The sequence below is a fragment of the Nostoc sp. CALU 1950 genome (assembly GCF_051172895.1).
Classification (GTDB): Bacteria; Cyanobacteriota; Cyanobacteriia; order Cyanobacteriales; family Nostocaceae; genus Nostoc; species Nostoc edaphicum_A.
This window is the reverse complement of the sequence record NZ_JBDNJQ010000008.1, coordinates 83,022-99,499: the sequence shown is the minus strand read 5'-3', so window position 1 is coordinate 99,499 and position 16,478 is coordinate 83,022. Positions and strand designations below refer to the sequence as shown.

Annotated in this window: 20 protein-coding genes; 8 read left to right on the top strand and 12 right to left on the bottom strand. The window is 43.3% G+C overall.

The genetic code is table 11. The annotated features are described in order from the left end of the window. The first annotated feature begins 71 nt into the window (after positions 1-71). The 3 genes from ABF638_RS04495 (at position 72) to cobT (ending at position 2,999) form a co-directional block, all read left to right on the top strand. The gene (locus tag ABF638_RS04495; protein ID WP_012409873.1) at positions 72-773 is read left to right on the top strand and encodes a Crp/Fnr family transcriptional regulator; all 702 of its coding nucleotides are present in this window, start codon (positions 72-74) and stop codon (positions 771-773) included. Positions 774-989: 216 nt separating this feature from the next. Beyond that, positions 990-1,730: a DUF2232 domain-containing protein gene (locus tag ABF638_RS04490; protein ID WP_069070830.1), complete on the top strand. Its 741-nt coding sequence runs from the start codon at positions 990-992 to the stop codon at positions 1,728-1,730. Positions 1,731-1,814: 84 nt separating this feature from the next. Then, the gene (gene cobT / locus ABF638_RS04485; RefSeq protein WP_435020588.1) at positions 1,815-2,999 is read left to right on the top strand and encodes a nicotinate mononucleotide-dependent phosphoribosyltransferase CobT; all 1,185 of its coding nucleotides are present in this window, start codon (positions 1,815-1,817) and stop codon (positions 2,997-2,999) included. Between the two features lie 219 nt (positions 3,000-3,218). Here the strand turns inward: cobT and ABF638_RS04480 are convergent, their stop codons facing one another. The 3 genes from ABF638_RS04480 to ABF638_RS04470 form a co-directional block, all read right to left on the bottom strand. Then, positions 3,219-3,650, bottom strand: a complete 432-nt coding sequence (locus tag ABF638_RS04480) for an NUDIX hydrolase (protein ID WP_069070832.1) — start codon at positions 3,648-3,650, stop codon at positions 3,219-3,221. 8 nt (positions 3,651-3,658) lie between these two features. Then, positions 3,659-4,111, bottom strand: coding sequence for a DUF3531 family protein (locus ABF638_RS04475; RefSeq protein WP_435020586.1), 453 nt, complete (start codon positions 4,109-4,111; stop codon positions 3,659-3,661). Positions 4,112-4,276: 165 nt separating this feature from the next. Beyond that, positions 4,277-5,209 (bottom strand): Sll0314/Alr1548 family TPR repeat-containing protein, encoded by a 933-nt coding sequence (locus ABF638_RS04470; protein WP_435020584.1) that lies wholly within the window; start codon positions 5,207-5,209, stop codon positions 4,277-4,279. A gap of 430 nt (positions 5,210-5,639) precedes the next feature. Here ABF638_RS04470 and ABF638_RS04465 point away from each other — a divergent pair, with 430 nt between their 5' ends. Both ABF638_RS04465 and rsmG read left to right on the top strand, forming a co-directional pair. Further along, the gene (locus ABF638_RS04465) at positions 5,640-6,314 is read left to right on the top strand and encodes an ABC transporter ATP-binding protein (RefSeq protein ID WP_069070835.1); all 675 of its coding nucleotides are present in this window, start codon (positions 5,640-5,642) and stop codon (positions 6,312-6,314) included. Between the two features lie 73 nt (positions 6,315-6,387). After that, complete coding sequence (gene rsmG, locus ABF638_RS04460) at positions 6,388-7,122, top strand: 16S rRNA (guanine(527)-N(7))-methyltransferase RsmG (protein ID WP_435020581.1); 735 nt, start codon at positions 6,388-6,390, stop codon at positions 7,120-7,122. Positions 7,123-7,150: 28 nt separating this feature from the next. Here rsmG and ABF638_RS04455 read toward each other — a convergent pair whose 3' ends face one another. Together ABF638_RS04455 and ABF638_RS04450 are read right to left on the bottom strand one after the other, a co-directional pair. Further along, entirely contained in the window at positions 7,151-7,909 is a 759-nt protein-coding gene (locus tag ABF638_RS04455) for a superoxide dismutase (protein WP_435020579.1), read from the bottom strand. Positions 7,910-8,222: 313 nt separating this feature from the next. Then, positions 8,223-8,846, bottom strand: coding sequence for a Uma2 family endonuclease (locus ABF638_RS04450; RefSeq protein ID WP_435020577.1), 624 nt, complete (start codon positions 8,844-8,846; stop codon positions 8,223-8,225). An 82-nt stretch (positions 8,847-8,928) separates the two neighbouring features. Here ABF638_RS04450 and ABF638_RS04445 point away from each other — a divergent pair, with 82 nt between their 5' ends. Further along, the gene (locus tag ABF638_RS04445; RefSeq protein WP_435020575.1) at positions 8,929-9,054 is read left to right on the top strand and encodes a hypothetical protein; all 126 of its coding nucleotides are present in this window, start codon (positions 8,929-8,931) and stop codon (positions 9,052-9,054) included. 126 nt (positions 9,055-9,180) lie between these two features. On the opposite strand, the gene ABF638_RS04440 is transcribed toward ABF638_RS04445, so the two are convergent. Genes ABF638_RS04440 through ABF638_RS04420 form a run of 5 tightly spaced genes read right to left on the bottom strand, consistent with a single transcriptional unit; the run spans position 9,181 to position 11,859 of the window. Next, positions 9,181-10,302 (bottom strand): ABC transporter ATP-binding protein, encoded by a 1,122-nt coding sequence (locus tag ABF638_RS04440; RefSeq protein ID WP_435020573.1) that lies wholly within the window; start codon positions 10,300-10,302, stop codon positions 9,181-9,183. Between the two features lie 51 nt (positions 10,303-10,353). After that, complete coding sequence (locus ABF638_RS04435; RefSeq protein WP_435020571.1) at positions 10,354-10,599, bottom strand: hypothetical protein; 246 nt, start codon at positions 10,597-10,599, stop codon at positions 10,354-10,356. 7 nt (positions 10,600-10,606) lie between these two features. Next, positions 10,607-10,879, bottom strand: coding sequence for a BrnT family toxin (locus ABF638_RS04430; protein WP_435020569.1), 273 nt, complete (start codon positions 10,877-10,879; stop codon positions 10,607-10,609). A gap of 7 nt (positions 10,880-10,886) precedes the next feature. Continuing rightward, positions 10,887-11,105, bottom strand: a complete 219-nt coding sequence (locus ABF638_RS04425; RefSeq protein ID WP_435020567.1) for a type II toxin-antitoxin system HicB family antitoxin — start codon at positions 11,103-11,105, stop codon at positions 10,887-10,889. 25 nt (positions 11,106-11,130) lie between these two features. After that, on the bottom strand, positions 11,131-11,859 hold the full coding sequence (locus tag ABF638_RS04420) for a GUN4 N-terminal ARM-like repeat domain-containing protein (protein WP_435020564.1): 729 nt from the start codon (positions 11,857-11,859) through the stop codon (positions 11,131-11,133). Positions 11,860-12,238: 379 nt separating this feature from the next. On the opposite strand from ABF638_RS04420, the gene ABF638_RS04415 reads away from it, so the two are divergent. Continuing rightward, on the top strand, positions 12,239-13,660 hold the full coding sequence (locus ABF638_RS04415; RefSeq protein ID WP_435020562.1) for an NADP-dependent isocitrate dehydrogenase: 1,422 nt from the start codon (positions 12,239-12,241) through the stop codon (positions 13,658-13,660). Here the strand turns inward: ABF638_RS04415 and ABF638_RS04410 are convergent. Beyond that, positions 13,641-13,877, bottom strand: a complete 237-nt coding sequence (locus ABF638_RS04410; RefSeq protein ID WP_435020560.1) for a hypothetical protein — start codon at positions 13,875-13,877, stop codon at positions 13,641-13,643. The two genes, ABF638_RS04415 and ABF638_RS04410, sit on opposite strands and share 20 nt — an antisense overlap. A gap of 157 nt (positions 13,878-14,034) precedes the next feature. On the opposite strand from ABF638_RS04410, the gene fba reads away from it, so the two are divergent. Then, positions 14,035-15,114: a class II fructose-bisphosphate aldolase gene (gene fba / locus ABF638_RS04405; RefSeq protein WP_094348068.1), complete on the top strand. Its 1,080-nt coding sequence runs from the start codon at positions 14,035-14,037 to the stop codon at positions 15,112-15,114. Positions 15,115-15,298: 184 nt separating this feature from the next. On the opposite strand, the gene ABF638_RS04400 is transcribed toward fba, so the two are convergent. Continuing rightward, positions 15,299-16,111 (bottom strand): carbon-nitrogen hydrolase family protein, encoded by an 813-nt coding sequence (locus tag ABF638_RS04400; RefSeq protein WP_069070845.1) that lies wholly within the window; start codon positions 16,109-16,111, stop codon positions 15,299-15,301. Between the last annotated feature and the right edge of the window lie 367 nt (positions 16,112-16,478).

Genomic DNA, 16,478 nt, shown 5'->3' with positions numbered 1-16,478 from the left:
ATGATGGCTTAGGCTAAAAATGGCGCTCTTGTTTGTTGTGTGTATATAGCAGCTTCAATAAAAATGTGATAATGGAAGACCGATATAGCTTGCAAGCACAGGCTAATCCCTGGATGATCACCTCCGCTCCCTTTTTTCAAGGGTTGCCAGAACCTGCTGTGGAATCAGCCCTCATCCATCTTGTCACCCGTACTCACCCAGCCAATCAGGTAATTCTGCTGGAAAATGACTGGGGGGGGTCTGTGTATTTTATTATGGACGGTTGGGTAAAAATCCGCACCTACAATCTGGAAGGAAAAGAGGTAACACTGAATATTCTTGGCAAAGGGGAATTATTTGGTGAAATGGCGGCGCTAGATGAAGTACCTCGTTCCACAGATGTGATTACCTTAGCCCCGACGGTAATTGGCAGTATGCCTGCTCAGGATTTTGTCAAATTACTTCAAATAGAACCCTTGGCGGGAGTACGATTGGCGCAACTCATGGCACGACGATTGCGGCAAGTAAATCGCCGATTGCGGTTGCGCGAATCTGATAGCCAGTCACGGGTAGCAGATACATTGCTGTTTTTGGCAGAAGGACAGGGAAAAAAAGGGCAGACAGGAACCGAAATACCCAATTTACCTCATCGGGAATTGAGTAGTTTGAGCGGACTGGCGCGGGAAACAGTAACACGAGTGTTGACGAGGCTAGAAAAAAAAGGCTTGATTAAACGGGATCAAGATACTATTTGTATTCCCGATTTGTCAGCCTTAGAAAGAATGATAGTTTAACCGATCGCGCCCAAGATTCCTCAACTTCTCTACGAGATGCTACGCGAACAGCTAAGAAAAGTTGGCGATGAATGGGCGCTCTGGGACTGGGTACTGGGTACTGGGGAGAAATTATGAGTAAGATTTGGTTGGGCTATGAATCCCCATATAAATCTTCCCAATCCCCAGTAGAACCAGTCCCCAATCCCCAATCCCCAGTTTAAGAACTTGTCAGATATGAGTATTTTAGATTCTCTGCCAGATGAGCCGGAGAAAGATCCATCGCCTGAATCTCCAACTCCTCAGAATCATTGGTTAGACAAAGAACAGCAGTTAATGCCTCCTCAAATCAAGGCTGTTGCGCCCTTGAGGATGGTGGAAACGGCGTTTTTAGCCAGTACCGCTAGCCTAATTTGGTTTATTAATTTCTACTTTCCCTTGGGCCCAGTTTTGCGGATATTTTTTCCGGTGCCGATCGCTCTAGTTTATCTGCGTTGGGGCAAACGTGCAGCCTGGATGGCAGCACTCACTTCTGGGTTACTGCTGACAGTATTGATGGGGCCAGCCCGCAGTTTGCTGTTTGTCATGCCCTATGGTTTCATGGGCGTGCTTTTGGGAGCGACATGGTATCGTCGTCGTGTTCCCTGGATTGTTTCTATCACCTTGGGTACGCTTTTGGGTACTTTGGGAGTTTTTTTTCGGCTGTGGTTGCTGTCTATCTTGTCGGGTGAAGACCTGTGGATTTATGTGATTACTCAAGTAACTGAGTTCATTGAGTGGGTATTTTTGAAGCTGAGTTTGTTGGTGAGTCCCAGCGTGTTTTTGATTCAAGTGGGAGCGATCGCTTTAATTCTACTCAACAACTTTATCTACCTTTTTGTGGTACACCTAGCAGCATGGTTCCTTTTTGACCGTCTGGGTAACCCCATTCCCCGCCCACCACGCTGGGTACAAGTCCTCATGGATTATGAGGTATAGTCATTTGTCATTTGTCATTTGTCATTTGTCATTAGTTTTTGGTTAAATGATCAGTCTTAACTAATCAGCAATTCCCAATGCCCAATGCCCAATTCCCAAATTGGTATTTATACCCAAAAAGAACAGGGTGAAGAATGGCTACGACAGTATCGTGGCTGTCTACCCGTATTTGCTTGTGTTTTAGGATTTACTGAAACTGGTTTAATTCCAGGAATTTCGGCGGCTGGTCGCACTCCAGAGGATCGGAAATATACTGCTTGTGCAGATGCCGAATTTTTGTATTATGGCCCGGAACATAAAGCCCAATATCCCTTACCTCCATTAGCGGCTGGGGCTTCACCTGTGCTGATTTCTCGCGCTGTCTTTGAATCACTAAAGATACCAGTTCATTTATTTAATGCTGGTTTACCTCAGCCTCCTGGTGTGCCAGTAATTGATTTGGGTGGCGCTCCTGCTAAGTGTTTAAGTGGAGGTGCTGCAATGGAAATCACAACGGTACACCATTTGTTTGAACAAGGGCTACTTTGGGGAGAACGCCTTGCTGCCAATATCCAACAGGGGTATCTGATTGTCGGTGAGTGTGTCGTTGGAGGCACTACAACTGCCCTGGCCATCTTAACTGGTTTAGGTATAGATGCTGCCGGAAAAGTTAATAGTAGCCACCCTGTTTGTAACCACGCACAAAAATTTGCATTAGTGCAAGCTGGGTTGGAGAAGATGCAGGGGAGCAGGGAACAGGGAGCAGGGGGAGAAAATTTTACTTTGTCCTTATCTTCCCCTGTTAACCCCTTGCAACTTGTTGCTGCTGTAGGTGATCCCATGCAAGTGGTGGTAGCTGGGATGGCGATCGCAGCTAGTCGTAGTTGTGGTGTAATGCTTGCTGGGGGGACGCAAATGCTGGCGGTTTATGCGCTCATCAGTGCGATCGCTCAAGCTTACGCCTTATCATGGCAACCAGAAGCAGTAGTTGTGGGCACAACCCGCTGGGTGGCAGAAGACCCCACTGGCGCTACAGTTGACTTAGCTCTCAACTTAGGAAAAAGCAGCTTAACTCAAAGTGGAAGAACCCCTCCTCTATTGGGAACTCATCTGAGTTTTGCTAATTCTCGTTATCCCCAACTGAGAGCTTATGAGCAGGGCTTTGTGAAAGAAGGTATGGGTGCTGGAGCAGCTTGTATAGCCGCCCATCTTACCCAAGATTGGCAGCAACACCAACTTTTGGCCGCCATTGAAGCCCAACTTGAACGGCTAAGTACAGTATTTGATTAGGACTTCCAAATACAAAAATACTCAATTATTTCTGCTATTGAGAGCGATCGCACCCTAACAACCCCAATGCACCCCAATACTTGTCCGTTAAGGGAAAAAGGGGAAGGAAAAAACCTTTAACCTTTTCCCAAACCAAATTCTAAGTTTAAAATGCAAAACCCGAATAGTATTGCAATGCACTCAATCAGACGAGAGTGCAACCAGAGATAATTTGATTATTTATAAATATTCAAAAAATACTTCAGGTACTAATCTTAATTCTCCAGATTGAAAGCGAGAGATATCTATCCATAAAGCTCTATGCTTATGATTTTGTGATTCTGAAAAAATTAAACTTTCCAGTTGATAAAATTTTGAATCAGCAAAGTCACATTGATAAAGCTGAATAATTTCATGACCTTGCCTACCATTAAATGTAAACAAGTTCTCTATACAACCTAGATATTTAATATTCGTTAAATCTGCCTGAATTTCCTCTTGAAACTCCCGTTTTAAAGCGTCGTGGCTGGTTTCACCAAATTCAACCCCACCGCCCAAAGCACGATAAAATGTTTCTTGTTTGACGGGATCGTAGCCTTCAGAAAGAAATATGCGTTCGTCATCCCGAATTAGCCCCAAGGCTATTACCCGAATTTCGCCTGCTTTATTCATTTTTGCAACTAATTATCGTAAATAGACTGAGGACGACTTTCGCTATCCTCAATCGGCCAATCTGGATTTTCGCCGCCGATGTACAATTCTTCAATGGTGACATATTCCTGACTTAGCTGAGTGAGGGCATTGATTAAAATATCTAGAGCGATCGCATCACTCGTTCCTAAGTCAAACCAACAACGCCCCCAGTGACCCTCATATTCAAACTCACCGATATTATGCATCAGTGCTAGCAGACTTTTGTCATAACCTTGTTCATCATAATTCATGTAGCTGATATCGAGTCCAGTGTCCTGCACCTGAAGATTCTCGGCATTAAATGCACCCAATTTACCTAGATAAAACCAGGAATTGAAAACTTCTTCTACATATTGCTTTTCACGCGCAGAAGGATTTGTGCTGAATTTTAGCCAAATCCACATATCAAAAGGATTAATTTCGCGAAACTGAATCTCCATTTTGGTCTAATCTCTCAATTACTCTTCTGGAAATAAGCATATCAAAGTAGGGCATGGGGAATGGGGCATAGGGCATTGGGAAAAAGTTAATCGCCAATGCCCAATACTTCAACAAAGTTTCACAGTGAGCCTGTCGAACTGCTCAGTATAAGTTCCTATGCCCGATTATCCAGGATTATTGAGGCTAGCAGCACTGCTGCGTTCACGCTCAATTTGTTTGACTAAATCACCTGGGAGTTGAGATTTTTTAGTCAATGCTTTGTCAAAATTAGCGATCGCTTCCTGGATCATCTGTTGGCTTTTTTCTTTTCGCCCCAATTGTTTAAGGATTTGGGCTTTGAGATAATAAATTTCTGGATTATCGGATGTGGTTTTAATCGCTCGGTTAACATACTCTAGTGCCTGTGGATACCGTTTTAAATCCCGGTAAGCAAGGGCAACACCCCGATCCACTAGATACTGAGGAGCAGCATTTTGTTCTAAACGTCTAATTGCCTGATCTGGGCTAGCAAAAGGCAAATTAACCGCCAATAATAAATCCATATAACCCTTGATTAAATTCAGTTCTGGATCGTTGGCAGAAATTGCTTCGGCTTTGTCTAAATATTCATAAACTTGTCGCAACCGACTAAAAGCTTGCGGCACACCATTAACTGTACCTTCACGGGTGAGAACTACTGCACCCTCTAAAAAATGACCAACAGCGGTGTATAAATTACCACGCAATGGATCGCTAGAAATCAGTTTTTGTCCGTTTTCTAGAGTTTTCTGACTGTAAGTACCTAGTTTAGCCCAATCTTTATTTCCGTATGCTAAAGATGCCTTCATGGCATAAGCTAGAGGTTCATTTGGCTCTTTGGATACTGCTTGTTCCAGATAACGCTCTGCGGCTGGATAGTTGCCTTGTTGGAAAATTGCTTTAAAAGCTGCTTCTGTTTGGTCACCAATTTGATGAGGTTCGCGATCGCGAAACGGATCGCCAGCCAGAGAGGGATTTACCCACAAATTAAGTGCGAACGCAGCAGCAAAAGCAGTCTGGGCGAGAGTAGTGAATTTAGCAGACACTACTAATCGAGGCAAAGAAAACCTTTTAGTCATTTTAACCCTCAGAATAATTGCGGTTGAAATAGTTGTATGTGTTACTTAGAATGCAAAAAATGGTTAATCTTAACTTGCCCTGCTTAAAACAAAATTTTTTATATATGGGACTCCTATTTGATTTTTGAAAAAAAAACCGTGCAACTCAAAAAGCCTTCTTGACTATTGCCTATTGCCTACCCAAGCAAGTAAGTTCAAAAATCAAAGCGGATTCTTATATAAGGTTGACTTTAGTCATTTTTCCGTGTTTCCAGGGTTGCTCCAGCCATTGTTTAAGAGTGAGTCTGCCACAATGGAGAAAAAGTGGATAATTCTTGCTGCTAAATTAAGGTGTGAATCCAAGTCATGCGCTAGATGTTTTTCCAGAATTTTCCAGACGCTCTCAGTGTAGCTAATTAGTAACTTGCTGACTTTTTGGTAATCTTAACAAATGCTCTATCTCCGAAATCTAATTTATCACCCTACAGCGTGCCCAACAGCGATTCTCAAATCGATCAACTTGGAATTAGCACCCCAGCAGCTAGGTCTGATTATTGGCCCGAGTGGTTCCGGTAAAAGTACCTTACTAGAGATTTTGTCGGGACTAGCTGAACCCACTACTGGCGGACTGTTCTGGCGAGAACAAGAACTTATGCCCGAACAGCTACAACAATTGGCTGGGTTGGTATTTCAGTTTCCAGAGCGGCACTTTTGCGGTGGTTCAATTTTAGAAGAATTGCGTTTAGGTCATCCTGAGCTAGGGTCAGAACGAGTCAGACAGGCACTAAGTGAGGTGGGATTAGAGCATTTATCGCTTTCCGCCGCTCCCCATGCTTTGAGTGGTGGTCAGCAACGACGTTTAGCTTTGGCTGTGCAATTGATTCGCCAGCCAAATTTACTGTTATTGGATGAACCCACAGCAGGATTAGATTGGTCAATGCGTCGGCAACTGGTAAATTTATTAGCGAAACTAAAACAAGATTGGACACTGTTGATAGTGACACACGATCCTGGGGATTTGTTAGCGATCGCAGATCGTTGTTGGACACTAAACCACGGCGAACTACAATCAGTAGACCCAAAGACACTAGAATCCAAAGTTAAAGAACCTCTACCATCCGTATAAGAAAAAGCAGGGGGAGCAGGGGGAGAAGGAAAATAACCATGCCCCATGACAAATAACCAATGACAAATGACAAATGACAAACTTATTGCCTGAGATGGCAGAAATCTGGCAGCAAACTCTCAATTGGCAGCCAACTGTCCAACAGCAGAAACAATTCCAAAAACTTTATGAGTTAATTCTAGAAGGTAATCGCCAACTAAATTTAACTCGAATCACTGACCCCCAAGAGTTTTGGGAAAAACATCTCTGGGATTCTCTACGAGGAATTGCACCCCTGTTATCAGCAAATTTCTCCCCTGCTTCCCCTGCGCTCATCGATATTGGTACAGGCGCGGGTTTTCCGGGTATTCCAGTGGCAATTACTGTACCTAATTGCACCATTACTCTTCTGGATTCCACACGGAAAAAAATTAATTTTATCGACAATATATTAACTGAACTTGCCCTTACCAATGCCAAAACTCTTGTTGGTAGAGCTGAAGAAATCGGTCAGCACCCCCAGCATCGACTAGCTTACGATATTGCATTGATCCGTGCTGTAGGGGCAGCCTCTGTCTGTGCAGAATATACCCTACCACTGCTCAAACAGGGGGGTTTAGCCATAATTTATCGCGGTAATTGGATAGAGGATGAAACAACTGCTTTGCAGAATGCTGTAAAGCAGTTGGGTGGCGTTATTGAATCAATTGAACAATTTATAACACCCCTGAGTCACAGCATCCGGCACTGCGTGTATTTGCGTAAGGTAGCTACCACACCAGTTCAGTTTCCCCGTGCTATTGGTGTACCTACTCAAAAACCTCTTTGACAGAAGCGGAAGATCAACTTTTTATTGTTTAAGCAAATTTACTCGCTGCTGCAAACCGCTTGTTAATCTCATCCCAATTAATCACGTTCCACCAAGCGTCTAAATAATCAGCGCGGCGATTTTGGTAATTGAGATAATATGCATGTTCCCATACATCATTACCGAGGATGGGATATTTACCTTCACTTAAGGGACTATCTTGATTAGCTGTAGTTGTGACTTCCAGCTTGCCATCTTTGTTACGCACTAGCCAAACCCAACCACTACCAAAACGGCCAGCACCAGCTTCGTTAAACTGTTTTTTAAAAGCTGCAAAACTGCCAAAATTTTGATTAATTGCGGAGGCAATATTTCCTGTTGGTTCTCCCCCGCCTTTGGGCTTCATAATTTCCCAGAACATTGAGTGGTTGACATGACCACCGCCATTATTGCGTACTGTTCTGCGAATATCTTGTGGTACACTATCAAGTTTTTGCAACAGTTCTTCAACACTTTTGCCTTTGAGTTCTGGGTGTTTTTCTAACGCTGCATTCAGGTTTTTCACATAAGTTGCATGGTGTTTATCATGATGAAACTGCATCGTTTTGGCATCAATGTGTGGTTCCAGTGCTTCGTAGGCGTAAGCTAAAGGTGGTAGTTGGATAGCCCCTGTTGTATTTGGTGTTGTGTTGGGAGTTGCAGTGTTTTCTTGGTCAGGAGATTTCTCTGCCAATGCACAAGCATCTAATGTAAAAGCACCCGCACCTGCTGTGAGTAAAAACAAGAAATGGCGTCGATTAATAGTCATATAAGTTTTTGCAGCGAATCCATTAAGTCTCTATTGCAGTTTTTATTTTCTTAGATTCTGGCTACAAAAAATTGGAAATTTGTGATTATTACTGGCAGTTTAAGAAACTTTTTTAGACTGCACAATATTTGGCGTGTGCCTGTTCGGTGCTACAAGAATCCGCGAAGCCTGTACCCTGCTGACTGAAGACATTTACACACCCAAGGGTATCGTTAGACTACGGCTGATTATTAGGAAGTCAAACACTAAAAGGAAGCTAGCTACTCGATCAATCCCAGCGATTGAAGACTTGCGGCGTTTACGGTCTAATTCATCAATAACGCACTGAAAAAGTTTGTTCAACAGTTAGATTTAAATCTGGAAATGTTGGCGACTCTATACGGTCGTCTCCTCTAAACTGTTTACCACGATATTCACCCTCATCACTTAAAGAGTAAATTGTGATTGTTGGCTGTTTGGGGTCGCCTATCAATTCTTTGCTACCCAAAGCAGAATAATCCACAATCCAATATTCTTGAATACCCATTTCTTCATAGTCAGCAAACTTTTTATGATAATCATCTCTCCAGTTAGTACTGACAACTTCAATTACTAATGGAATTGAATCTGGTTTACTAAGAATAGATTGTTTCTCCCATAATGGTTCATTACCCAAGTTAGAAAAATTTATTAATAAAACATCAGGATAGTACCCTGACATTTTATTTTCTGGCTTCACTGTGGCGGTTTTAGGTATACCGTAATTAAGTTTAAGACGAAGACACTCATACCCTAATATCATTGTTAAAAATGCTACTATTTGCTCGTGTTTCCCTGACGGTGGCGGCATTTGAATAATATCTCCATCGTGTAATTCATAACGAATGTTTTCCGGTTGTGTTTCTAAAAACTCTAAATATTCATCAAATGTAAATAGTTTTTGTAATGATTGAATCATTATTTCATCCTGATTATGGATATAAACACTTCTCACTGCTGTAACCTGAAAATTAAGAGTTAACGGGGTGTAGCGGCCAAAGGTGAAAGTAAATCGGCATGGACGCGCCAAGATTCTTACTCAGCAACAGATACAGCAAGTTTTCGCTATTGGGTTAACAAATGACCGCGATCCGCAAGGTCAGAGTTACGGTCAAAAATTGGATTAACGGCGGTGTGGTGATGATTCTGGATGCGATCGCTAACCTATCCCTCGCCACCAATTACAGGGATTGCCCCTGCACCCTGTCACAGCGATCGCACACAAAACAATTATATTTTACACTCCGAAACGCTTATAATATTCTGTCTCCAGTTTTAGGATCAAACACAAACAATTGATTCAAATCGAGTTGTAGAGAAAGCCGATCGCCTGGACGCAGACGCACATCCCCACCTACCTGAATATTTAACACCACCGCCGAACCAGGTAAACCAGCACGAATCAATGTTTCCCTTCCCAGAGGTTCCACCAGTCTAACTTCAACCGATAACAGTCCTGAATTTTGAGTCCTGTTAGCGGTAGCGGGGCGTTCAGCCCCCTCTGTGTTCGTGTTAATTTTTATATGCTCTGGACGAATCCCCAAATCAAAACTGTGTCCCTGACGCAAATGTAATTTTTCTTTCACATCTGCTGGAATTTCTAATAATTGTCCACTCACATCAAAACCGTTATTTTCATAGATTGCAGGCAAAATATTCATTGGTGGATTGCCTAAAAAACTTGCCACCATCTGATTAGCAGGACTTGCATAAATAGTTTGGGGATCGCCGATTTGTTGAATTCGCCCTCGATTTAGCACGACGATTTTATCAGCCAAAGTCATCGCTTCAACTTGATCGTGGGTGACGTAAATAGTTGTAATGCCTAATTCTTGGTGTAGCTGTTTCAATTCTGCCCTTGTATCATCGCGCAATTGGGCATCTAAATTAGATAAAGGTTCATCAAGTAAAAACACTTGTGGTTCACGAGCGATCGCTCTCCCTAATGCTACCCGTTGTTGCTGTCCCCCAGAAAGTTGTTTGGGCTTGCGATCCAGCAGGTGATCCAGAGAAAGCGATCGCGCCACATTCATCACTCGTTCTTGAATGATTTTTCGGTCAACCTTCCGCATTTGCAAGCCAAAAGCGATGTTTTGCGCCACACTCATGTGAGGATAGAGAGCGTAGTTTTGGAACACCATCGCCACATCCCGTTGTCTGGCTGGGATATTGTTCACCAAGCGATCGCCAATAAAGAGTTTGCCAGATGTGGCACTTTCTAAACCAGCGATCGTTCGCAAAATTGTAGACTTACCACAACCCGATGGCCCGACTAAAACCCAAAATTCACCATCAGGAATTTCAAAGGTAATGTCCTCGATCGCGGTGACATTATTAAATCTACGTTTAATATCTTCTAGACGAACATTTGCCATGATCTGATTTGATGTTTTCAGTTTGGGATCTGCGGCACTTCCAACTAAGCACTAAGAGGTTTTATCCGCACCCTCCGAGGAACTGTGAGCCTGCTTTGCAAGTGCAGAAACTTGATTGTCGTGCACAACTCTAATCAGAAATCTTAGAGCTTCATTGACAGCATCGGCATTAGGAAAAACCTCTGCAACATCAGGTTCTAAACGGATTGTTGTCTTCCCAAAGCTCTTTCGTTCAGGGCCGAACTTTCTGACCCTTAGATTCTTTAAGTCATACTCTGATCGCAGATCGTCTTCCATTTCTGGCTTATCCTTCTTTATACGCTTCTCGCTCGGATCGTGTTACTTCTCTTGCACTAATGAGACGAATCGAATTTTCTCTCTCTGTATACGACATGATTAGTAATCGTCCCCGATTTGACTCTCCAATAATAAGGTAACGCTCCTCATCATCAGAGTGGTCTGGATCATAGAAGTCAACATAGAGCGGATCATCGAAAACAGTTTTGGCTTCTTCAAAGGAAACCCGATGTTTTAAAAGATTTATTGCCGCTTTGTTTTCGTCCCACTCAAACTTCATGAAATTATTAAATCTCTACCTTTTGAATACCTATAAATTCTGGTATTTCTTCATCACTTTGTGTTTCCAAACAAAGTTCAATTACTTCTTTGATATTAGTCATCAACTCATCAATTCTTTCTCCTTGACTATAACAAGCTTTTAGCTGAGGGACTTCTCCAACATAGTAGCCATCTTCATCCCGTTCAATGATGACGTAGAATTCTCGGTTCGTGGGATTAATCATAATCAATTTGTCCGTAGGCTCAAAATCATTTTTCTGGATTCTTCAACCAAGCTGGGTGAGAAAGTAAAGAAGCAAAAACTCGTACCCCTCGAAGTTGATTAGAAAGAGGTAAGTGACCTTTAGGCGCACTCAAATCCCAGGTAAACTCGTTAGGGTATCTAGTCCACGTATTACCTGCTTTCCAGCCAATTTTTGGCCAGAAATTTTCCCAGTTTTTACCCAAACTTAACCAGATTTCTCGCTGCACTGAAAAGCCAAATTTACCTTCGGAGTGGACTAACCAGAGGTTATTAATGGTTTGCAAGTCAACAGCCGAGGTATTTTCTACCTCAGTAAAATACAACCATTTTCGTTGTACAGCCGTTGGCCCTGATAGTTCACACATTTTTTCTATGGTGACGCGATCAGCTGCTTGGAAGTCTTGAACCGCAAGTAGCTGTTGCAAAGAATTGTAGTTAATCCCGCACTCTGATTTTAGAGGTACAATTCCCTCAGGAAAAGAGGAGCGCAGAAATTCTTTGGCTTGAGGTGCATCAGAGTTGTAGAGGACTTGGTAAGCTTTGCCATCAATCCAATTCGCTGGGTTTTCACGTCGTTTCAGTAAAAATTCCATCAACACGTCTAATCCCTCATTACCCAACTCAGCTAATTGTGGGATTATCTGCTGTTGGACTTTTTCAGACCCAGCGATTAACGGTCGTCGGAGGGAGTCGATGTCATTTGCAGGGCCTGATAAAATCATTGGGTCTGTCATGCCATTCTCGTTTTAGCGGTCAGTGAAAGAGCGGTAAGCTATTGGGCTTCTCCAAGGTGAAGCACTGATAGCGAAAAGTAGTTTACTATTTTTGATCGTACAAAATTGCGATCGCTTCACTGAATCCCACACTAAATCCCCAAATAATGTACAAGGGGAATAGGGGGAAAATCTGGAGACTAGGGACTGGAAACTGGGAACTGGGGACTAGGGACTGGGTACTACGACTGAGGGGACATGGAGGACAAGGGTGAATTATTGAAAAAATCACTGCGTGTCTCTTCCCAATCCCCAGTACCCAATCCCCAGTTCCCAAAATACAAGCCTCCCACATAAGGTTTTTTTGAATAGCAGCGTATCGATTAGGAGTGTGTGAACGATGTACGAAAAGATTACCCCCCCCGCAGCCGGAGCAAAAATTACCTTCAAAAATGGTGAACCAATCGTACCGGACAATCCAATTATCCCCTTTATTCGCGGCGATGGTACAGGTATAGACATCTGGCCTGCTACCCAAAAGGTTCTAGATGCAGCGGTAGCCAAAGCATACAAGAGTCAGCGTCAAATTAGTTGGTTCAAGGTTTACGCTGGGGATGAAGCTTGTGATTTATACGGTACTTATCAGTATTTACCTCAAGACACTCTCACGGCAATTGAAGAATATGGTGTAGCTATTAAAGGGCCTTTGACTACTCCCATTGGTGGCGGTATTCGTTCTTTAAATGTGGCACTACGACAAATTTTTGACTTGTATGCCTGCGTGCGTCCTTGCCGTTACTATGCGGGTACGCCTTCACCCCACAAAAATCCCGAAAAGCTGGATGTAATTGTTTACCGAGAGAATACGGAAGATATTTATTTAGGCATTGAGTGGCGACAAGGTAGCGAAATCGGCGATCGCTTAATTAAAATTCTCAATGAAGAACTAATCCCCGCCACCCCAGAACATGGGAAAAAACGCATTCCTCTTGATTCTGGTATTGGCATCAAACCCATCAGCAAAACTGGTTCTCAGCGTCTAGTCAGACGTGCCATCAAACACGCTTTGCTATTGCCCAAAAATAAGCAACAGGTGACTTTGGTGCATAAGGGCAACATTATGAAGTACACCGAAGGCGCTTTCCGTGATTGGGGTTATGAGCTAGCAACTAGTGAATTTCGCCAAGAAACTGTCACTGAACAGGAATCTTGGATTTTGAGTAACAAGGAAAAAAATCCCAATCTTTCCTTGGAAGAAAACGCCCGCCAGATTGAGCCTGGGTTTGATAATCTTACCCCAGACAAGAAAGCGCAAGTTGTCAAGGAAGTTGAAACTGTTCTTAACACAATTTGGGCAACCCACGGCGATGGCAAATGGAAAGAGAAAGTTTTGGTGAATGACCGGATTGCTGACAGTATTTTTCAACAAATCCAAACCAGACCGGATGAGTATTCGATTTTGGCGACGATGAACTTGAACGGCGATTACTTGTCTGATGCTGCTGCTGCCATTGTTGGCGGATTAGGAATGGGGCCAGGAGCAAATATTGGTGATTCTAGTGCCATATTTGAAGCTACCCACGGCACCGCACCCAAACACGCCGGCTTAGATCGGATTAACCCTGGTTCAGTGATTTTGTCTGGTGTGATGATGCTGGAATTTATGGGTTGGCAAGAAGCCGCAGACCTAGTTAAGAAAGGTTTAAGCGATGCGATCGCGAGTAGTCAAGTCACCTACGATTTAGCTCGATTGCTTGAACCGCCAGTTGAACCCTTAAAATGTTCTGAATTTGCCGACGCAATTATTCAACATTTTGGTTAAGTACACTGATGCCAGTTAACTGTTTTACAAACAGGCTGGCAATCTTCCGAACACGCAACATTTGTTCATAAATTAGCGCCTTTTGCGTGAGGCGATCGCTTCTTGATTTGGCAAAATAGTTAGGAGTGCGATCGCCTTTTTCAAAGTATTTGGGATACAAAGCTACCAAAGCCTCTAGTCTTGGGGTAGCGCACCGTACAACACTATGAGTAAGCATAGGACATATTTATAGTAACTATGGCGTAAACTTTTTCAACATAGATACACGACACTAGTTATAATTTCCTATAAGTTGAAAAAACTCTTAAGATTTAGCGTAATTATTGCGCTTCTCTCAGACCGACTAGCTGACAACCACATTAGGAGGACTATCTATGGCGCTTGTACCACTGCGGCTGCTGTTGGATCACGCAGCTGAAAACGGTTACGGCATCCCAGCTTTCAACGTTAACAATTTGGAGCAGATTCAGGCAATCCTGAAGGCTGCTGTCGAGACAGATAGCCCCGTAATTTTGCAAGCTTCTCGTGGCGCTCGTGCTTATGCAGGAGAAAACTTTCTCCGCCACCTGATTTTGGCTGCGGTAGAAACCTATCCTCACATTCCCATTGTCATGCACCAAGATCATGGCAATGCTCCTGCTACCTGCTACTCAGCAATTAAGAACAACTTCACCAGCGTGATGATGGATGGTTCTTTAGAAGCTGATGCGAAAACACCCGCTAGCTTCGAGTACAACGTCAATGTTACCCGCGAAGTTGTAAATGTAGCTCATGCTTTGGGCGTCAGCGTTGAAGGTGAACTCGGTTGTTTGGGTTCTCTAGAAACTGGTGCTGGTGAAGCTGAAGATGGTCACGGGTTTGAGGGTACACTCGACCACTCACAACTTCTAACCGACCCCGATGAAGCTGTTGAATTCGTAGAAGCAACCCAAGTAGATGCTTTGGCTGTTGCCATCGGCACAAGCCACGGTGCTTACAAGTTTACCCGCAAGCCGACTGGTGAAATTTTGGCAATCAGCCGCATTGAAGAAATTCACCGCCGTTTGCCCAACACCCACTTGGTAATGCACGGTTCTTCTTCTGTACCTGAAGATTTGCTTGCACTGATTAACCAGTATGGTGGTGCAATTCCTGAAACCTACGGTGTACCTGTAGAAGAAATCCAAAAAGGTATTAAGAGTGGTGTACGTAAAGTAAACATCGATACCGACAACCGTTTGGCTATTACTGCTGCTGTACGTGAAGCTTTGGCTAAAAAACCAGAAGAATTTGACCCCCGTCACTTCCTCAAGCCTTCTATTACATACATGCAGAAGGTTTGTGCTGAACGCTATCAGCAATTTGGCACAGCTGGCAACGCCAGCAAGATTAAGCAAATTTCTTTGGAAGATTTTGCTGCTAAGTATGCTAAGGGTGAACTTAACGTTGTTACCAAAGCTGCGGCTAAAGTTTAATTTTGACAACTAAATAAATAGGAGCATAGCAAAACTATGCCCCTAAAAAACTGAGAATTTTAATGTTGTCAGAAACCGGGTAAACACCCGGTTTTTTGTTGACTTATTAAGGATTAGGAATGGAGCATGGGGCATTGCTCTCCGTGTTCCCAATCCCCAGTCCCCAATCCCCAGTCCCCAATCCCTAGAACACCCGATGCTGTAAAGAGGGCATTTGACGGCGGACTTGTTCAAGCCTAGTGGGCTTGATTTCTGCGATCGCAATTCCCGGCTTTTCCCCAGCATCGGCTAAAATTACACCCCAAGGGTCAATAATAACGGCATGTCCGTGGGTTAGACGGCGGCTGTAGTTGTTACCTGTTTGGGCAGGAGCAATGACGTAGGCGGTATTTTCGATGGCTCTGGCTTGTAGTAGTACTTGCCAGTGGTCTTTGCCAGTAAAGGCGGTAAAGGCGGCGGGAATAAAGATAACATCAGCTCCCTTATCTGCCAGGTGACGATACAGTTCGGGGAAGCGGACATCATAACAAATAGAAAGTCCTAGATTACCGAGTTTTTCTGAGAAATAGACGGGGGGGAGTTGCGTACCAGCCACAACCGTGCTGGATTCACGGTAAGTGTTGCCGTCGGGGACATCAACATCAAATAGGTGTACTTTGTAGTAGCGGGCAAGTTCTTGACCGTTTGGGTCAATGAGTAGAGTTGTGTTATAAACTTTGCCTGTATTGTCTACGGGAAGTGGAAAGCTGCCGCCCAAGATCGTAATTTGAAAGCGTTGAGCCATTTTTTTGAGAAATTTTTCACTTTCAAGAGCGATCGCATCCCCTTGTGCGAGTTTATCTTTTTCTTCTCCCATATAGGAAAAGTTTTCTGGCAAACCCACCAATTCAGCACCTTGACGCACGGCAAGCTCTATTAATTCTTCTGCCTGGGCCAAATTTTTCTGTAAATCGGGCACACTGGTCAATTGAATAGCGGCGGCTAAATAAGACTTCATAGATTCAACAACAAACAGTTGATTTATGGAAGATAGATTATCAAAATATATCGCTACTTCAACATTTGTGGAACTTAATTAGAAATACAGCAGCTAAGATTTTCTTCTAAGAGACTTGTTTTATTGTTGCTCTTAATCTTCCTCTGGGTTCTAACAAACTAAGCAAGATCGCAATTAGGTTGTGATCAAACCCTGATAAAAGCTGTCTGATATGAACATTTCTGCATTTACATCGCAACTAATACCATTTTGAATTTTGGATTGGGAATCGCCTTGGCGCATCTGGCCTGGTGTGAATTCTTTTGTTTTCAAATTGGTATAAATTTAGTTATTGAAAGCGACGGGAAACTCCATCCCCTTGTGGAGA